Below are 19,933 nucleotides of genomic sequence, written 5' to 3' on the forward strand. Positions count from 1 at the left end.
ACCGAGGTGGCGTTCCCCGGGCAGATCCTCTCGGCGAAGCACCAGCTGGTGGCCGAGCCCTATGTCTTTGCCGATGCGGGCTGGGTGTGGAACCGCTTTGCTCCCGCCGGGGGTGACCCGCGTGCCATCGGGTCGCTGGGGGCGGGCGTGCGCACCAATTGGGGGGACAGGGCGCGGCTCGACATGGCGCTTGCTTTCCCCACCCGCACCGCCGGGCCCACACAGGCCGGCGATGTAAGGTTCCTGCTCACGCTGACGACACGGTTGCTGCCATGGGGCGGGCGGTCATGATGATGCGGCTCGCCAGTGCCGAGGGCGTGGCAGGCGGCGGTGCCGGCTCGGTCTCGCGGTCGGTCTCGCGGCTCGCCATGGCTGCGGGGCTGGCGGCAGTGCCGGGCGGCCTGCTCGATGCGCCGCTGATGGCACAGGCTTTCCTGGGCACGCCGACGCTGGTGACACCGGGGATCTCGATCGATCGCAGCGTGGCGGGTTTGGACACGATCACGGTCGATGCGGCGCGCGGCATCATCAACTGGCAGCCGACCGACGAGAATATCGGCGGCGGCACGATCAACTTCATGAACGGCGGCACCACGGCCAATTTCGTCGGCAGCGGCTTTACCGTGCTGAATCGCATCATCCCGGTCGATCCCGGTCGGCCGATCTCGTTCAGCGGCACGGTCAACAGCGGTGCGGGCAACGGCGTGTGGTTCTATGCGCCGGGTGGCATCGTGCTGGGTGGCGGCAGCAGCTTCAATATGGGCAGCCTTGTGCTGACGACCTCCGACCCGGTGGTGGACGGCACCGGCAACTTCCTCGACGATGGCAAATTCGAGCTGGTTGGCAGTGCGAACAGCACGGCGCGGATCCGCATGGAATTCGGCAGCCAGATCAACGCCACCAACGCGGACAGCTATGTGGTGCTGATGGCACCGCAGATCGACACGTCGCAGGGTGCGCTGATCAACGTCAACGGCTCTTCGGCGCTGGTGGCGGCCGAGAGTGCGCGCTTCACCATGGCGGGCGGCTTGTTCGACATCGCCATCGACAGCGGCACGTCGGTGGCCAATGCCATGACGCTGGGCGGCGATGTGCAGGGTGCTGCCAGCACCGGCACGCCGCATCGCATGTACTTTGTGGCCGTGCCCAAGAACGACGCGGTGACGATGGCGATCACCGGCGGTGCCGGGCTCGGCTTCGATATTGCCGGCGCCGCCAATGTCGAGGGCAACGCCATCGTGCTTTCCGCCGGCTACGACATCACCGAGGCGACCAATGGTGCCGCCGGCGTGAAGTTTGCCGATACGCCATCGGGCGGCGCCACAGGCTCGATCACGCTCGACTGGGCATCTGGCAGCTCGGCGCTGACCGGCCGCGCTTCGGGCACGGCGCAGGCGGTTTCCCTCGATGGTCCGATCGACTTTGCCGGCCGTCTTGCGCTGCAGGGCGATGAAGGCGCCCTGCTTGCGACCCAGGGCGGCTATGGCATCGACATCGGCGGCGACCTGATCCTTTCGGCCGATGCCGGGTACCTTGGCGCCCTCGACGGCGCCGACCGGACTGCCGGGAATGCGACACTGCGCGCATCGAACGGCGGGATCGCGATCGGTGGCAATGTCGTGATCAGCGCTGTTGCCATCGGCGGCGATGCGTCCGGCGGCGCGGGCGGCAATGCGACGGGCGGCAATGCCGGCATCCGCACGGTCAATGGTGATGCCATCACGATTGGCGGTGATGCAACGCTCGACATGCGAGCGCTGGGCGGCGCCAGTGGCGGGGGCAGCGGAGGCTCGGCGCAGGGCGGTGGCGGGCCGGCCAGCGGCTTCAATGCCGTGGGCGCGTCCAGCCGCATCGATGTCACCGGCAATGCCGCCGTGCTGGCGTCGGCGACGGGCGGCAATGCCGCCGCTGGCACGAGCGGCAGCGGCAGCGGCGGCGAAGCCTCTGCGCGGACCCTGGCGGGCGGCACACTGCAATTCGGCGCGAACTTGCGGATCGAAGCGCAGGGCAGTGGGGGCAGTGGGGGCAGTGGCGGAAGCGGCGCTGACGGAACCGGCGGCCGCAGTATCGTCCAGCTGGATGCAGGCGGTGGCATCAGCGTGGCAGGGGCAGCGATACTCGATGCCGACGGCTTTGGCGGCAATCTGCTGGGCGGGGCCGGGCTCGGCGGCGAGGCGCTGCTGCGGATCGACGACAACTCGCTGACACTCGACACCCTCAGGATTTCGGCGCGCGGGATCGGTGGCTCGGGCACGCAAGGCGCGAGCGGCGGCAGTGGCACTGGCGGCGTGGCACGCGTGCTGTTGCAGCGCGCGGCGCTGCAGGGCGAGTCTGCCAGCACCGTGACGCTCGATGCCACCGGCATCGGTGGCGTGCAGCTGAACGGTGGCGGGGCCGGCAGTGGCGGCACTGCAAGCGGCGGCACCAGCGAAGTGGTGCTCGATGAGGGCGAAGTCCTGACATCGGGCAGCTGGACCATTCTCGCCAATGGCTTTGGCGGCGGGGCCAGCGATGGCACCGGCGGCACCGGCACCGGTGGCATCGTGCAGATGCCGCAGGGCAGTTCCACCGCCAACCGCTTCGAGGCCGGATCGCTGAGGGCCGAAGCCGAGGGATTCGGCGGCGGCAGCATCCTGACCGGTGGCACCGGCCTGGGCGGCACGATCATGCTCGACATGGTTGCCGGGATGGTGCTCGATGTCGATGATCTGCAGCTGTTTGCATCAGGTATCGGTGGCGGGGGTTACCAGGAAGCCACGAGCCAGACGGGTGGGGACGGCGTGGGCGGCAGCATCACGCTGCGCGCCGAATCGGGCGGCCGGATCCTCACCGATGGCACGCTGCTGTTTGTATTGGGCTCGGGCGGCAATGGCGCGCAGCGCGGTGGTGCGGGTCGTGGCGGCAGCGCGACGGTGTTTGCCGGCAGTGCCGGCGAACTCGAGCTGGGCGTGGTGGACCTCACGGTGCAGGGAATCGGCGGCTCGGGGCTTTCAGGGGCGCCCGGGCTGAACGGTGGCGACGGTGGCGATGGCGAAGGTGGGATCATCCGCCTTGAGAGCCAGGCGGACAGCGGCATCCTTCTTGCCACGAATGTGAACCTCGATGCCGCAGGCTTTGGCGGGTTCAGCGGTGCTGGCGGCATCGATGAAGGGTCGGGCGGCGGCGACGGCGGCAATGGCGGCGACGGCATTGGCGGCACCATCGATTTCGGGCTGGTGGCCGGGCCGGTGCAGCCGCTGTTCGAGGGGCTGGTGACCGTGGGTGGGGCGACGCTGCGCGCGCGCGGGTTCGGCCGGGGTGGCAGTGCTGGTGGCGATGGGCTTTCCGCCGGCAGCGGCGGGCTTGGCGGCAGCGGCGGCGATGGTGTTGCCGGCACAGCCACGGTGTCTGCCGTGGCCGGCGAGCTCAAGGCGGAGACTTTGCTGGTGACTGCCGGTGCCGAAGGCGGCGAGGGCGGCAATGGCGGGGAAAACCGGGATTTCGGCGCGGGCTCTGGTGGGCTTGCCGATGCCTCGCTGCTCGGCACCGGCGCACGGGTGATCGTGGGGGCGCATCCCGACGATGTGACGGCGCGCGGCTCGGTGGTGGCAGCGGCGATCGAACTGCGTGCCGATGCGATCGGCGGCGCTGGCAGCCGCGGCCTGGCTGGAGACGGGCGAGGCGGAACGGCGGCGATCATCATCGGTCCGCGTGCCGATGTGGCCGGGGGCGAAGGCAGCGTGGCGGCGAACACGCTGCTGCTGAGCGCGGAGGGACGCGGCGGCAGCACTTCGACCTGCACGGGCGGGGACGGTATGGGCGGCACCGCGCGGATCACGCTCGGTTCCGGGATTGTCCAGGCGAATGGTGCCGTGGCGTTGTTGGCGACGGGCATCGGCACCGGTGCCGGGGAAGCCGGCACCGGCGGCAGCGGTACTGGCGGCGTTGCGGAAGTGCTGCTCGGCAATGGCGCGCTTGACGTGGGCCTTGGCGACACGGGCGAGTTGCTGATGTCTGCAACGGCATCGGGAGGCGGCGGCGCCTTCGGGGCCGGCAATGCCACGGGCGGCATCGCGCGATTGGTGGGTGACGCCGGGCTGGTGTCGGTGGCTGGCGGGCTCACGTTGCTTTCCGGCGCTTTCGGGGGCAGCATATTCGACTTCGGCCTGCCGGTGGGCGCGCCGTCGGCGGGCAGCGCGCAGGGCGGGCTTGCAGAAATCGATATCGGCACTGGTGCGATTGCGACATCGGGTCTGCTCAGGCTCGACAGCTTCGGTATCGGCGGCAACGGCAGCCTGGGCGACGGCAGCATCGGTGTGGGTGGCACTGCAAGGCTGCGTCTCGGGACGGGCCAGATTTTTGTGGTGGGCATCGCTCTCGGTGCCAATGGCACGGGCGGCGGCTCGCAGTCGCTCGGCGTGGCGGCGGGTGGCGGATTCGGCGGCATGGTCGAACTGTCGATCGATGGCGGGCTGCTCTCGTCTTCAAGCCCGAGCGCGCTGACAGCCGATGCGTCCGGCTATGGCTTTGCCGCGCAGGGTGGACATGCGCAGGGCGGGACGGTGACGGTCGAAGGCGGTGTGCTCGCGATGTCCGCCAGTTCGCTGGTCATCAGCGCCACCGCGACCGGTGGCAGCGGCGAAAACGTCGCGGGGCAGGCGCAGGGTGGCGTGGCCAATCTGCTGATCGTGGAAGCCGAGGCGAGTTCGGCGACCATCGATGTCAGCGCCAGCGGCGGGGACGGTCTGGGCGTGGGCGCGGCCGGTGGCGACGCACTGGGCGGCACTGCCAATCTCACCGTCGGCAACGCGACGCTCGGGCGCTTCGACATCAACTCGCTGGACATGTTTGCGACGGGCAGTGGCGGCAGGGGCGGCAGCGGTTCCTCGGGAGACACCGGTCGCGGCGGCGATGGCACGGGAGGCACCGCAACCGTGCTCGTGACCGGGAGCAATACCAGCTTCGAGCCATCGTCCGGGGCATATATCATTGCCGATGGCTTCGGGGGTCGTCCGGGCGACACGGAATCGGGCGTTATCGGGCGCGGCGGCGATGGGCGTGGCGGCACGGCGCGGCTGAGCATCATCGACGGCGCCTCCATGTCTCTGGACAGCACGTTGCAGCTGAGCGCCGGCGGGTTTGGCCATAACACCGGCGAAGCCGATTTCAGCTTTGCCGGGGCCCGCGCCGGCAATGGCACCGGCGGCACTGCCGAACTGCTCCTGTCGGGCAATGCGACGCTCGAGGAGGCCGACAGGGTCGAAATCCTCGCCAGTGGCTTTGGCGGGCTTGCCGGGCTTGGCGTAGGCAGCATCGGCCAGGGTGGCACGGCACGGGTGAGTGTCATCGATAGCCTTTTTGAAAGCGCTTTCGGCCTGAACCTGCGCGCTGACGGCTCTGCGGGTGGCGGCCTTGGCGGGCTTGGGCTCGCGGCTGGTGGCCTGGCCGAAGTCGTGACGAGTGCGAGCAGCCTCGACCTGGGCGACTTCGACACGGTCGATATCTCGGCAAATGGCTCAGGTGCTTTCGGGGCGGATGGCTTTGGCGCGAGTGCAACGGGCGGTACCGCGCGCTTCTCGATGCAGGGCGGGACTGCGTCGATCGACCAGGACCTGAGCTTGTCGGCCGAGGCAGAGGCAAGTCGCGGCGCGCTTGGCGGGGGCAATGCCCTTGGCGGCATCGTCACGCTCGGCGTGGGCGGCGATGGCGACCTGACCATCGGCGGCGTCCTGGATCTGCTGGCATCGGGCTCGGGCGTGGTCGACGGTGCCGGCGGGTCGATCAATTTCACGCTGGGCGATGCCGGCGCGGGCCGGGTGGTTGCGCAATCGGCACTTCTCGATTCGTCGGGCCGTGGCGGCAACGGCGATGGCGGAGCGGCCGACGAAGATGGCGGCGATGGCGGCAATGCCCTTGGCGGCGCGATCACCTTCACGACCGGGGTGGGGGGCGCTGGAAGCACGCTCGATCTGCGGCAGTTGCAGATGCGCGCAACGGCGTTCGGTGGCCTGGGTGGCCCGGCCGGCGGCGCTGCCAATCGCGATGGTGATGGTGGCAGTGCGCAGGGCGGCACGGTCACGGTCGATCTTGCCGGGACCGGCATTGCATTCCTGCCCATCGAGGGGCCGAGCATGCTCGTCGATGCCGATGCCTTTGGCGGCAGTATCGAAGGCAATCCCGATGCGTTGATCGGCGCCCGCAGTGGCGCTGCTGCCGGTGGCTCGGTGTCGATCGTGTTGCGCGATTCGGTGCTGCTGGCGCCGGGCGGCGTCGATGTTTCGGCGCGCGGGCTTGCCGGGCTTGGCAACAGCGGGGACGGAACGAATGGCATCGGAGGGCTGGCGCAGTTCGACCTCGGCAATTCATCGGCGGTGTTCGGCCGGGACCTGACGCTGTCGGCGTCCGGGGTCGGCAGCAGCGGTACCACCGCCGTGTTCGGCACAGGCCAGGGCGGCACGGCAGCGCTGCTTGTCGGCTCGGGCAGCCTGACTGCGGACAATGTTCGCATCGATGCCTCGGGCCAGGGTGTCGAAGGCTTCGGTACCGGCGTTGCGGGGACCGGTGCCGGCGGGCAGGCGAGCGTCACGATCGACGGCGGCGGCGGTGAGATCATTCTTTCCGGCGATTTGCTGATGGCTGCAACCGGCTTCAGCCGGCCACTTGGATCGGCGCAGGGCGGCATCGGGATGCAGCAGGGTGGCGACGGCGTTGGTGGGAGTGCCATGGTCGATGTGACCGAAGGTGCGCTTGCTGTCGATGGTGATCTTCTGGTCGAGGCGTCGGGGCTGGCGGGCAGCGGCGGCGATGCGGCCGGCGGCGATAGCGTGGCCGGCGCCGGGGGTGCTGGCCGGGGTGGGCAGGCGCAGTTGCGGATCGGCAGCCTGGCCTCGAATGGTTCGGTTTCGGCCGGCACGGTCGCCATTTATGCGCAGTCGATCGGCGGCGACGGCGGGACGACGACGACCGATGGCGTGGCCGGCGGGGCCGGCGGCCATGGCGGCGACAGCGGGAGCGGCACCGCCGAAGTGCTGCTGGGACGGGATCTGCCGGGCAGCGCGCTGCAGACCAGCCGGCTGCGGATAGATGCGGCGGCAACGGGGGGCACTGGTGGCGGTGCCGGTGCCGGCGGCCTGGACGGCAATGGCGGCATTGCGCGCGGCGGCGACGTGCGGCTGGAGATCCGGGCGGGCGCGTTGACGCTGGGCAGCGAGAGCGCGGACTCGCTCTGGCTCGCAGCCTCAGCGCAGGCCGGCGGGGTGACGACCGGCAGCGGAATCGGCGGCGTGGAAACCGGCAGCCGCCTCAACGGGGACGCCAGCGGCGGCAACGTGCTGCTCGACGTCACCGCCGGAAGCCTGCAGACGCCGGGCGGCAGCCTCCTGCAGGCCGATGGGCGCGCGGGGCTTGGCGGCGAGGGCGGCGATGTGCGGGGCGGCACCGCACAGTTGCGGATCAGCGGCGGCTCGGCGAACATTGCGCGCCTGATCGATCTGGATACCGGCGCGCAAGGCGGCGAGGCGATACCCGGCCTTTTCAGCAGTTCCGCAAGGGTCGGCTTTGCGACGGGCGGCGATGCCGAGCTGGCGATCTCGGGTGATGGCACGGTTTCGGCGGACGCGCTGCAAATCGACAGCAGCGCCATCGCGATGGACAGCGAAATCGGGCTGAGCGCCCGCGTGACCGGGGGCCGCGCGGCGCTGCTGATCGGCGGCACCGGTGCCAGCCTGACGCTTGCCGGTGGGCTGGAATTGCTTGCCGACAGTATCGCCGGGAACACGGTCAACCAGTTTGCCGGTGAGGCGCTCGGCCAGGGCAGTGTATCGTTGACCGTCGATGGCGGGTCGCTGGTTGTTCCCGGCCCTGCCCTGTTGTCGGCGCGCGGCGTCGGCGGCGTTCCCGGCTATGGCGGCGGCAGTGCTGCGGCGGGCAGCATTTCGGTTTCGCTGGGCGCGACAGCGGCGAGCGCTGCCTCGTTCGGCAGCCTGTTGCTTTCCGCCGATGCGGTTGCTGCCGATGCCGCCGACAACCCGCTGACTGCTCAGCCAGAATTTGCCGGTGGCAACGCCAGCGGCAGCACCGTGACCATCGCGATCGGGCAAGGCGCTGCCGCGACGTTCGATGTTTCGGAAGCGCTCGTCATCAATGCCGCTGCCACCGGCGGCAATGGTGGCAGCGCCCTTCCGGGTGGCGCATTCAGTGCCCAGGGCAGTGCCGGCGGCAATGGCAGCGGCGGCAGCATCGGCATATCGGTGGGCGCGTCGGGCAACCTGACGGCGCTGTCGATTCTGCAGGATGCGCGCGGCCTTGGCGGCGACGGCGGCAGCAGCCGCGATGGTGCGACCGGTGCGGCAGGCGGCAATGCCGCAGGTGGCCAGGTGCTGGCAAGGGTGAGCGGTGGCGGAACGCTCGTCACCAGCGACATCACCCAGTTGGCCGGGGCGCGCGCGGGCCGCGGCGGCAGCGGCGGCGTTGGCCTGACGGGATCGGCCGGCTTAGGCGGCGCTAATGGCCCGACGGGGAGTGGCGGCGGGATGGGCGGCGGCGGCGGGGCTGGCGGTCTCGGCGGCATTGGTGGCACGGCGCTGGGTGGGAGCGCCACGCTGGTGCTCGATGCGCCCTTGCCCGCTGGGCTGATCGAGGCCGCAGCGCTTTTGCAGGATGTTGAAGCCGAGGGCGGTGCAGGCGGTCAGGGTGGCCAGGGCGGCACCGGGGGCAGCGGCGGGACAGGCGGAACGAGCTTCCTCACCGTGGGCGGTGCCGGCGGTGAAGGCGGCGCTGGTGGAAGCGGCGGACAGAGCGGGCGCGGCGGCACCGGCACCGGCGGCATTGCAACCATGGGCAGCGTGAACGCGCTCGGCACCGACCCACAGGGGCGGATCGAACTTGCAACGCTCACGGCGCTGGCGTCCGGCACCGGCGGCTTCGCACCGGCCGGCGGTGCAGCGGGTGAAGGCGGCGCCGGCGGACAGGGTGGCGCTGGCGACGCGGGCAATGGCACTGATGGTCCTGACGGGGCTGTCGGCCTCGCGGGAACGACCGATGCCGGCGGCGATGGCCTTGGCGGCAGCGCCAGCCTGTTTGCCGGGGTGGCGGCGGTGGCTATCGCTGATTCCGTCGCGCTCGATGCCCGGGGTCTGGGCGGTGCGGCGATCGAGCAGAATGGCGCCGGCACTGGCGGCACCATCGTGGTGCAGGCCGATGGCGGCACGCTGACGGCGTCAGGCCTTTCGGCGAATGTGCAAGGATCGGGAGCAGGTGAATCGCCCGGGCTGGCCGGCCAGGGGCGTGGTGGCTCGGTTTCGCTCGGGTTTGGCAGTGGTGGCGGTCTGATCGATTTCGGTGGCGACATGCTGCTGGTGGCCAGCGGGCTTGGCGGTGCTGCGGTCGGCGGCAGTGCCGCGGTGTCGGCAGATAGCGGCGGCACGCTGCTGGTGGGCGGCAACCTCGCGCTCAGGGCGGATGCGCGGGACGACAGTGCCAATGTGACTCCGGGCAATCTGCTGCAGGCAGGCAGCACGTCGGTCATCAGCAACGACGGCAGTATCGCGATTGGCGGCGAGGCCTATCTGCTCGTCCGCGCGCAGGGCATCGATGGCCGTGCCCATAGCGCGATCGGCGGCAACGCCGTCTTCGGTGCGGTGGCGGGAATCATCGATGCGGGAACGCTGATCATCGATGCCAATGGCGTCGGCAGTTCCGCACTGCTCGGCGATGGTGGCAGCGGCGCCGGGGGCAGCATCACGCTGCAGGCGAGTGCGCCGGGCGGCAGGGTCGCGGTGGCAGGTTCCAGCCTCATCATCGCCGATGGGTTCGGCGGCACCGGCGGCAGCGATGGCACCACGGCCGGGCGCGGCGGCGATGGTGCCGGCGGCGCTGTGCATATCCTCGGCAGCAATGCCGTGGGCGGTGCCGGCCATGTGCTCGACTTCGCCACGCTCAATCTGTTCGCAGCCGGGTCGGCAGGCGCCGGTGGCAGCGGGCTGCAAGCGGGCAGCAATGGTGCGAATGGCGGCATCGGCAGCGGCGGCACGCTGCGCATCTCGGGCGCCGAACTGAGTCCCGGATCGGGCGTCTTCACCACTTCCGGGCCCGGCAGCCTCGGCATCGGTACATTGACGGTCGCACTTTCCGGACAGGGCGGCAGCGCCAGCGTGGCGGGAAGTGCCGGCGGGCTGGGCCGCGGCGGCACGGTGTTCGTGGCGAGTGCGGGTGATATCGTGATCGGCAATGCCGACGGGCTTGCGCTCGATGTTCGCAGCTCTGGCGGTAACGCCACCGATGGCGCTGGCGGGGCGGCGCAGGGTGGCGGCGTGCGCATGTCGTTCGGTGGCGACGCGACACTGGCGGGGCTGATCATCAATGCCTCGACGACGGGCGGCCGCCGCGCCGGCGTGACCGATGGCCTGGCCAGCGGCAGCAGCGAGATTCTGGTGGAGGCCATCGGCGCCGGCGTGCTGACGATCGATGGCGATCTCCTGATCGATGGCCGCGCCCGCGGCGGCAGCGCCACCGGCGCCGGAATCTCGCTCCAGGGCGGCACGGGCACGATCCTCGTGACCGGCGGCGTGGTCTTCGACAGCGGTGCCGAGGCATCGGGCGATGGCGGCAGCGCCACGGGACGCTCGGGCAGCATCGGCACCGGCACCGGCAATGTGACCATAGATGGCGGCGTGACCCTCGTATCATCCACCCTCGCAGGACCGGGCAATTCCGGCGTCGGTGGCAGCGCCCAAGGGGGAGGTGCCGCGCTTTCCACAGGCGGCGGCACACTACTGCTGCGGAGCAGTTTCTTCGCCCAGGGCAGCGCCTTTGGCGGAAGTTCGAGCACCGGCGATGGCGGCATCGCCAATGGTGGCCAGTCCTCGATCGAGGCGGCAGGCGTCGGTGGACTGGTCCGCATCGAGGGCAGCGCCACCTTCGAAGCCTCTGCGACGGGCGGCAACGGCAGCTTCTCGACCGGGACGGGCGGTGCTGCGACCGGTGGCTTCGCAACCGTGTCCGGGCTGGGTGCCGATATCGAGTTCGCTGGTGGGCTGACGCTGTCTGCCAACGCGGCCGGCGGGGACGCGTTCAACGGCGGTGGCGCTCTTGGGGGCACGGCATCGATTCGCGTGCTCGATGCGGCAAGCGGTGTTTCGGTGAGTGGCGGCGACCTGGTGTTGCGGGCTGAAGGCATGGGAGGCTTCGGGTTCGGCGGCATCGGCGGCACAGGGCGCGGGGGCATGTCTTCGGTCGGCTTTGGCGCCGATGCAGGTGGCACGATCAACGTCGGGAACTTGCAGCAGAATGTGGTGGGGCGCGGCGGCAATGGCGGCGCGCCGGGCGGCAATGGCGCCAGCGGTGGCAGCGGGACGGGCGGCAGCGCCGAGGTGGCAGGCGCATCGGCGGCGGGCACGATGCTGCTTGGCAATGTGCTGCAGGATGCACGCGGTTATGGTGGCGAAGGCGGCTTCGGCACCAACGGCGGCAATGGCGGCCAAGGCAGCGGCGGCCGCAGCTTCATCGGCAATCTCGGGAATGTGGCCCCGAACGAAGGCTCGCTGGGCTTCGGCGTGGTCGAAGGGTTGGCCGATGGTATCGGCGGTGCTGGCGGAGCGGGCTATGGCGTCGGCTTCGGTATTGGCGGCACCGGCGGCAATGCGCTTGGCGGCACGGCGACCGCAGGTGGAGCGGGTGGCACGATTTCTGTTCAGTCGATTGCGCTTTCGGCAACGGCAATCGGCGGTGATGCCGGGGACAGCACGGCGACGGGGGGCAGCGCCGAGGGCGGCGCGGCGGGAATCGTCATGCTTGCATCGACAGCGGCTGGCGGGGCAAGCCGCTTCATCAGCGCGAGTGACGTGGTGCTGGCAGCCGATGGCATCGCCGGTGCGTCGTCGCTGAACGACGCCATTGCCTTGGCAGGACGCGCCACGGTGCGCGCCGATGCCGCCACGATCAGTGTCGGTACGCTGGCGATTTCCGCCATGGCGACCGGCGCGCTGCCGGCCGCGGGCGGCAAACCCGCGGAACTCAGCATTCTGGGCGGCTCGGATGGCACCATCACCGTCGCCGGCGATGCGACGATCGACAGCAGTGGCGATGCCACCCTGGCAATGTCGCGCGGGGACATCGTGGTGGGTGGCGACCTGACCATCGCGGTGGCGCGCCTGTTGCCCGGTGCCGAGGGCATCCCGGCCGCCGCACCGGGGACGGTGCGGGTGGCGGGCGATTTGCTGATCGATGCCGGGCTGGTCGACAATCGCATGCGGCTCGATGTGGCGGGAACCACCACCATCACCGCCGCCGACAATCTGGTGCTCGGCGCAATCGGCGATGGCGGCGATGTCGTGCTCACCTCCGGCGGCGGGATCGCATTTGCCGAGAGCGTGGCAACCTCGGGCACGCTCAGCGCCACGGCAGGGACGGACATTGTTTTCTCCGGGCTGATCCTGCAGGCCGATGGCGGGCTGACACTGGCCGCCGGCCTTGGTGTGCTGGGCGGTGATCTCGCCAGTGCCGGTGATATCGCGGTGAGCGGCAATGACCTGACGCTTGGCACGGTCACGGCCGGGGGCGTTGTCACCCTCGATGCGCTTTCGGGGATTGCCACCGGTCTCCTGAACGCGGGCAGCGTCTCCGGCGTGGGCATAGCCGTCACCGCAGGCGGCGATATCGATCTGGCCGGCCTCACCGCGCCTGGCAGCGTGACGATCGGCTCGGGCGGCAACGCGGTGCTGGGCGATGTGACCGCTGCTGCGCTGCAGGTCGAAGCGAGCGACATCGTCACCGGTGACATCATGGCCGACACGGTGGTCATGACCACGCCGGGCGGCATTACAACCGGGCGCCTCGATGCGCTGGCCGGGGTGCTGCTGACAGCCGCCGGGCCGTTCAGCCTCGGCGCGATCACGGCCGGAAGCACGGTGGAGCTCCAGGCGCCGGGGGTGCTGCAAGTTGGTGACCTCGATGTCAGCGCACCGTCGCTGGCACTGACCGGCGCGTCGATCGCCGCTGGCTCGATCATGGCGGACGGGACGCTGGCATTGACTGCCGAGGGAGCGATTACCACCGCCGCCCTGACGGGGAGCACCATCTTCGTCAGCGCGTCGGCGGGGCCGGTTGCGCTCGGCGCGCTGACCGCGGCGGGCTCCATCAGCGTGTTCTCCGGCGGTGGCATCAGCGCAGGCGACGTATCAACGCCTGGGGCCATCCTGCTCGAATCGGCGGCTGACCTGCTGCTCGGCGATGTGTTGACCAGCGCTGCACAACTGACGCTGCGTGCAGCCGGGGGCCGGCTCGAGACCGGTGATGTCGCTGCCGGCAACATCGTTCTGGAAAGTGCGGCGGGCCTGCTGGCAGGCAATGTGACCGCCGCCGAATCGCTTGCAGTGGCGGCCGGCCTCGCAGCAGCACTCGGCGATGTGGCCGCGGGTGGCGATGTGATGCTGACGGCTGGCTTGGCCGATGCGAACGCCGGCACCATGTCGCTCGGTGCAGTGAATGCCGGGGGCATGCTTGGCATCCGGGGCCATTCGCTGGCCGCCGGCGGGCTGGCGGCCGGTGGCGCACTGGGCGTCATCACCGATGCGGCCCTGACTGCCGGGCCAGTGGCCGGCGGAGCTGCCGTGACGCTCACGGCCGGCGGTGCGGTGCAGCTGGAAGCGCTCGACGCCGGCGGTTCCGCCACGCTGTCTGGCCTCGGTGTCAGCATCAGCGGCGCCACCGTTGCCGGCGATGACCTGACGATCCTGTCTGCTGCGAGCGTGACGGCCGGGTCGATCGTGGCAACAGGCGATGTGTCGATCACGGCTGCGCTGTCCCAGGCGCTGGCGGGCGTGGATGCCGGTGGTGGGCTGCTGCTTTCGGCGGGTGGGGTCATCGAGAGCAGCGGTGGCTTGATCGCCGGCGGCAGCCTTGTGGCAAGCGGTGGCTTCGGGCTGGCGCTCGCCGATGTTTCGGGCGGTGCCAGCGTGCAGCTCACGACCGCTGGCGTGGCGGCAGCCGGTGCGGTGCAGGCCGATGGCAGTGTGAGCATCGGCGGCGGGGACGGCGTCGATATCGGCGCAGTGGGTGCGGGCACCACCATCCTTCTGTCTTCGGGTGGCTCGCTGGGCGCCGGGGTGCTCACCGCCGGGGGCGCCGTATCCGCCGACGCGTTGGGGCTGGCAGCGATTGCCGGTATCGCCGCCGGCGGCGCTGTTTCGGTCGATGCCGTGACCATTGAGTTGGGAGATGTGGCGAGCCCGGCGGCGGTGACGTTGCGGGCGCTCGGCGCGCTGACGGCGGGCAATGTGACCGGAGGAACGATCGATATCGGCGCTGGCGGTGCCGTGCTGACGGGCGGGCTTGACGGCGCGGCGGGAATCATCGTCGACGGTGACGCTGCGGTGACGCTGGGCGCGCTCGTGTCGGCTGCCGACATCAGCATCAGCTCGGGGGGCGTGCTCATTGCGGGCGCCATCACCACCCCGGCCGAACTCCGGCTCACTGCCGGGACCGACCTGCTGCTCGGCGATCTTGCGGTCGGCGCCAGCCTGCTGCGCCTTGAAGCGCTGGCCGGGCGGATCGAAGCAGGCAATATCGCCACACCCGGCGCGCTCATCGTGAATGCAGCCGGGGGAATCGTCTTCGGGGATGTGGCCGCTGCGTCGGCGAGCATCAACGCGGGCGGCGACCTGCTGATGGGTGCGTTGACAAGCGGTGGCGACGCGCTGCTCGGCGGATTGCAGGTGAGCAGCGGACCGATCACGGCAGAGGGCGACCTGGTGCTCACCGCCGGCAACAGTGCGACGCTGGGCGATTTGCAGGCTGGCGGTACCGTGCTGGTTGGCAGCGGCGGCGCGATCTCGGCAGGCGATGTGGGCGGCAGCAACGTCTCGATTGCCGCTGCTGGCAGCCTGGCCGCGTTCGACGTGACGAGCGCCAGCGCGATATCTCTGAGTGGCTTCGACATCTCGGTCGAGGACGTGACGGCGGTGACCAACCTCGCTGTCGATGCCAGGGCGGGCAATCTTCTTGCGGGCGCGCTCACCGCAGGCGGTATCACCACGCTCGCGGCGGGCGGCAGCACTTCATTTACAGCGTTTTCTGGCGGCAGCCTGTTTGTCACCAGCGGTGGCAGTATCTCCAGCGGCGACATCGCGGCCGACGGCCTGATCCAGCTGAGCGGCAACGGCATCGATCTGGGCGCGGTGAGCGCCGGGACGACGCTGTCGCTTTCGGCCGGTGCCGGAGAGATTGCGGCGGGCGCGCTGGACGCCGGCGGTGCCGTGCAGCTGCTCGCCAATGGTGCGATTGCCGTGGCGAGGATCACCGGCGGCGACATCGCCGCCACTGCGACCGGGGACATCGAAGCGGGCGCGACGAGTGCGGCTGGCGACCTCGCCATCGTGTCGCTTGGGGCGGTGGCGCTGGGTGACGTGACGGCCGAGGGCTCGGCCACTGTCTCGGCATTTGGTGGCGCACTGGCGATCGGCGACATCGGATCGGGCAGCGGCATTGCGTTGACAGCCGCAAGTGCCTTGCAGGTCGGCAGCGTGACGACCGCTGCCAGTGTGATGCTGGCGGCGGGCGGCGCGCTGGTTGCGGGTGACGTCACGAGTGATGCCATGACCGCGACCGCAGGAGGTGCTGCAGTCTACGGCATGGTGGAGACGGTGGGTGCCGCCAGCCTGAGCGCCAACGGCCTCATGGCGCAGGACATCCGTGCCGGCTCCGGCTTGACGATTGCCGCCGGCAGCGGCGATCTCGTCACGGGCATGATCGACGCTGGTGCGGCAGCCGATTTGTCTGCCGACGGCGCGATCACCGCGGGCGCGATCAGTGCGCGCGATGTGACTGCTGCTGCAGGCGCAGGGCTCCGCACCGGAGGTATTGCGGCTGCAAATGCGATCGATCTTGCGGGCCAGGGTCTCGACCTTGGCGACCTTGAAGCCGGAACGAGCATCAAGCTGGATGGAGGCGCCGCCGGCATCGGTGCGGGCGGGGTGGATGCCGGTGCCGCACTCACGCTGGATGCCGGCGGGGCGATTGTCGTGACCAGCCTTGCTGGAGCCGATATCACCGCCAGCGCTGGCGGGGTGATCACGGCCGGAACTGTTGATGCGGCGGGCGCAGTCGCTCTGGCTGGCAACGGGCTTGCATTGCAAGGCGTGACCGCCGGAACCAGCCTGGCCTTGGCTGCCGGCAACGGCAACCTTGTCGCTGCCGGCCTGGCCGTCGGGGGCGCGATCACGCTCACCGCGGACGGGTCGATGGCTGTGGCGGATGTGGACGGCGGCAGCCTCGATGCGCGCGCCGGTGCGTCAATCGACGCCGTGACGATCATCGTCGCCGGGCTTGCCTATCTCGAAGCCGGCGGCGCCATCGACACCGGGGCGATCACCGCCGGCGATCTGACAGCCACTGCGGGCGGCGCGCTGCAGACCGGCGCGCTCGACACCGATGGTGCAATCAACCTGGCCGGGGAGAGCCTTCCCCTGGGCGATCTTGGCGCCGGCACGAGCCTGACATTGACTGCGACCAGCGGCAGCCTGACCGCCGAAGCGCTGACCGCTGGCACCGATGTGCTGCTGGCCGCAGGGACACGCATCGCAGTGACAAGCATCGGCGGGCGCAACCTGACCGCAAGTGCTGGCGGCGACATCGGCATCGGGGGCATCGAGGCGGCAGGCGATATCGGCATTCGGGCCAATGGCAATATCCTGCTCGGTGCTGCCGGGGCGGGTGGCGGGATCGTCATCGCATCGCAGGATGGCGCGCTGACCGCCGGGGACATTCTGGCTGGCGGGATCGCCGACCTTGCTTCGGCGAGCGACATGACGCTCGGCAATGTGGACGCGGGCGGCGCCATGACCGTTGCTGCAGGTGGGATGCTCATCGTCGACACTGTCGGCGGAGCCGCTGCCGTTTCGCTGACAGCCAATGGACTGCAGGCGCAGGGCGTCACCACGGGCTCCGCTTTGACGCTGGCGGCCGGCTCGGGCGACCTGGCAACCGCAGCGCTGGTCGCCTCCGGCGCCGTGGCGCTGACTGCGGATGGGGCGATCGGCACGGCCGAGATCGCGGGCGGCAGCCTGACCGCCAGCGGCGGCGGCGCGATCACGTTCGGCAGCCTCGACATTGCGGGAACTGTGCTGCTCGACGCCACTGGCGATATCGCCATCGCCTCTGTTGCCGCCACGGACCTGAATGCGGTTGCGGGCGGCGTGCTGGTTTCCGGCGCGATCACTGTGAGCGGCACGGTCGATCTTGCAGCAAGCGGCTTGTCCCTCGCCGGCGTAACGGCCGGCAGCGACCTTGTGCTCGGCGGCGGCACCGGCGCGATCGTGGCGGATGCACTTGTGGCAGGCGGCACGATCACGCTCGTGTCCGATGGTGCGATCACGCTCGCCGGCGTGTCGGGCATGGGCGGGGTGGAGATCGCCGCGGCAACGATCATGACCGACGATATCACCGCCGGTGGTCGAGCGAATCTCGCCGCGACCGGGGACATGTCGGTCGCGCGCATCAGCGGCGCAGACGTATCGCTGACGGCGGGCGGCATGGTCACTGCCGCCGATATCCAGGCTTCGGGCGCGCTCGGGATCATCGGCAACGGCGTGGGAATCGAGACCGCCACCGCCGGCACGACAGTGACGCTGGCGGCCGGTGCGGGTGGCTTGCGCACCGGCGCGCTGCTGGCGGGCGGGGACGTGCAGTTGAGCGCCGACGGCGCAATACGGGTTGGAGATGTGGATGGTGGCGCGCTGACGGCGACTGCCGGCACGTCGCTCGCCATCGGGGATGTCGATAGCGTGGGCGGCCTCATTCTGCTGTCAGGCGCTGACCTTGATCTCGGCGACCTTGTGGCGGGCGGCGGCATCAGTGTTGCCTCGGGAGCCGACCTGCTCGCCGGCGATATCGCTGCCGGGGGTGATGTGCGGTTGAACGCGGTCGGCGCGATGGACCTTGGCCTGGTGACGACGCCGGCGCTGGTGGCAATTGACGCCGGGCTGTCGCTCGCCGCATCGAGCATCACCGGGCTTGCCGGCGTGTCGCTGCGGAGCGGCGGCATCATGCGCATTGCCGGTGCCGTGCGCTCGAACGGCATGATCGAGATCGAATCGGGCGAGGACGTCGAAGCGGATGCTGTCGATGGCAAGGCCGGCGTGACACTCAGTGCTGCGGGCAATGTGGTGCTCGGCAATCTCGTCAGCGAGGCCGTTCGGCTCGATATTGCAGCGCTCGGCGGGCAGTTGACGGTGGGGAACATCGACGCGGCGGGCGTGCTGGGCTTGCGTGGTGACACTGGTCTTCGGACCGGGAACCTTGCTGCAAACGGCCTCATCCTTGTTTCGGGCGGTGACATCAGCAGCGGCAGCCTGGCGGCTGGCACCGGCTCGCTCGAAGTGCTGGCAGCCGGCACCGTGACTACGGGTGCGATCGGCGCTGCTGGCGATGCCAATGTGGTGGCCGGGGGCGATTTGACACTGGGGGGTGCGGTTGCTGCGAACGGCCTTCGCGTTGTGACGAGCGGTGGTTTCACCGCCGCTGCCATGCTGGCGGTCGGCAGCCTGCGGGTCGAGGCTGGCGGCGGCGCGCGCTTTGCCGGTGCCGTGAGCGGTGACGACCTGCAGGTGCAATCGGCTGCCATCGACATTGCCGCGGGCTTCGGCACCGCATCGACGAGGCGGATTGCGTTCATCATCGATCCCGCCGCCACCGCCCGGCAGATCGGTGGCATGCCCTCTCCTGGCTGGTCGCTCGATGCATCGGAGATGACCCGGCTGCGCGCTGCCGACATCAGCGTGTCGGCGCCCAGCACCGGCGCGGGCGTGCTGCGCATCGATGATTTCACACTGGTGGGCAGTGCCGGCACCAATCCCAACCTCACCGGGTCGAGCTTTTCGGTCGATTCCGGCCGACCGATCGAGGTTGTGGGTGCGGCAATCATCAATTCCGCCGGCAGCGAGGACATTCTGCGGCTGGTGGCAAACGAAATCCGGGTGATTTCGGATGCTGGTGGACAGCTGGCCGTGCTGGCAGGCGACGTGCCCGGGGGCCTGCTCAGCCTGGAGGCGCGCAACATCTTCGTCGGCGATGCAGCGCTCGTCACCGATCTGGTCGCCGACATCAATTTTGCCGGCCGCAACGACCGGCTGAATGGTGCACCGGCCGCCGAAGTGCCGAACCGCCATGAATTGATCGGCGGCACCATTGACGTGACCGTGAGCAACGCCTTCTTGGTGCAGAACACCGATCGCGGCACCGGCTTTGCGCTGGTGCCGAGCGGCTTCGATGCAGGGACCGGCGGCCTGATCGTCACGAGCACCGGCGATGGCGTTGCGACGGTGGTGATCAATGGCCAGGCGCGCGATGCCGCCGGGCTGCCGATCACCAAGGAATTCGTGCTCGAGACGGTCACCTTCCGGACGCAGGGCGGTGGCTTCGGCGGCGGCTCGACAGTCAATGCCTGTGTGTTCGGCACACAGTGCCTGCAGGCGCTCGAAACTTTGGCGCCGGCGATCGAGCCGATCGGCACGCAGGTGCAGGCGATCATGAGCGACGAGGAGGAAGAGCAGATCGAGCGCGCGGTCGCCGGCGCTGCGACCGACCCGACGCCCGAAGTGCGCCAGCAGCAACTGCTGGGCGACCGCGAATTGACTCGGCCGCAGCTGATCAACGAACCGATGACCGGGGTGGGCAATATCGGCCAGTTCGTCGGAGCCGGGCGGGCGTTGATCGGCGGCGGGCGGCTGACTCCCGAGAGCAACGGGTCCGTGGCGGCCCCCGGCAGCAACGGCACACCGGGCAGCACGGTCGATGGGCCGGGCGGTGGCGGCTCCCAGGACTTCCGCACCAACGAGCCGCAGGCGCTTGAACCGGAGGTATCGTGGTGATCCGCTTTTTCTCCACGGCGGCGTTTCTGGCGCTTGCGCTGTCTTCTCCTTCGGCAGCGGCGCCGCGCGGGTTGAAGGCTTTGGACAGTTTC

Annotated in this window: 1 protein-coding gene and 1 pseudogene; both read left to right on the forward strand. The window is 70.0% G+C overall.

All coding sequences use genetic code 11. The features are described 5' to 3' along the window. Positions 1-291 (forward strand): annotated as a pseudogene (locus FHS79_RS17150) (ShlB/FhaC/HecB family hemolysin secretion/activation protein); the annotation flags it as partial. Continuing rightward, positions 288-19,841, forward strand: coding sequence for a hypothetical protein (locus tag FHS79_RS17155; RefSeq protein ID WP_184202844.1), 19,554 nt, complete (start codon positions 288-290; stop codon positions 19,839-19,841). The pseudogene FHS79_RS17150 and the gene FHS79_RS17155, both read left to right, overlap by 4 nt. Positions 19,842-19,933 lie beyond the last annotated feature (92 nt).

The sequence above is a fragment of the Polymorphobacter multimanifer genome (assembly GCF_014205635.1).
Taxonomy (GTDB): Bacteria; Pseudomonadota; Alphaproteobacteria; order Sphingomonadales; family Sphingomonadaceae; genus Sandarakinorhabdus; species Sandarakinorhabdus multimanifer.

What these genes read in the sequence shown, in the direction of transcription:
- FHS79_RS17155 (WP_184202844.1), top strand. Translation starts at nt 288, where the DNA reads ATGATGATGCGGCTCGCCAGTGCCGAGGGCGTGGCAGGCGGCGGTGCC.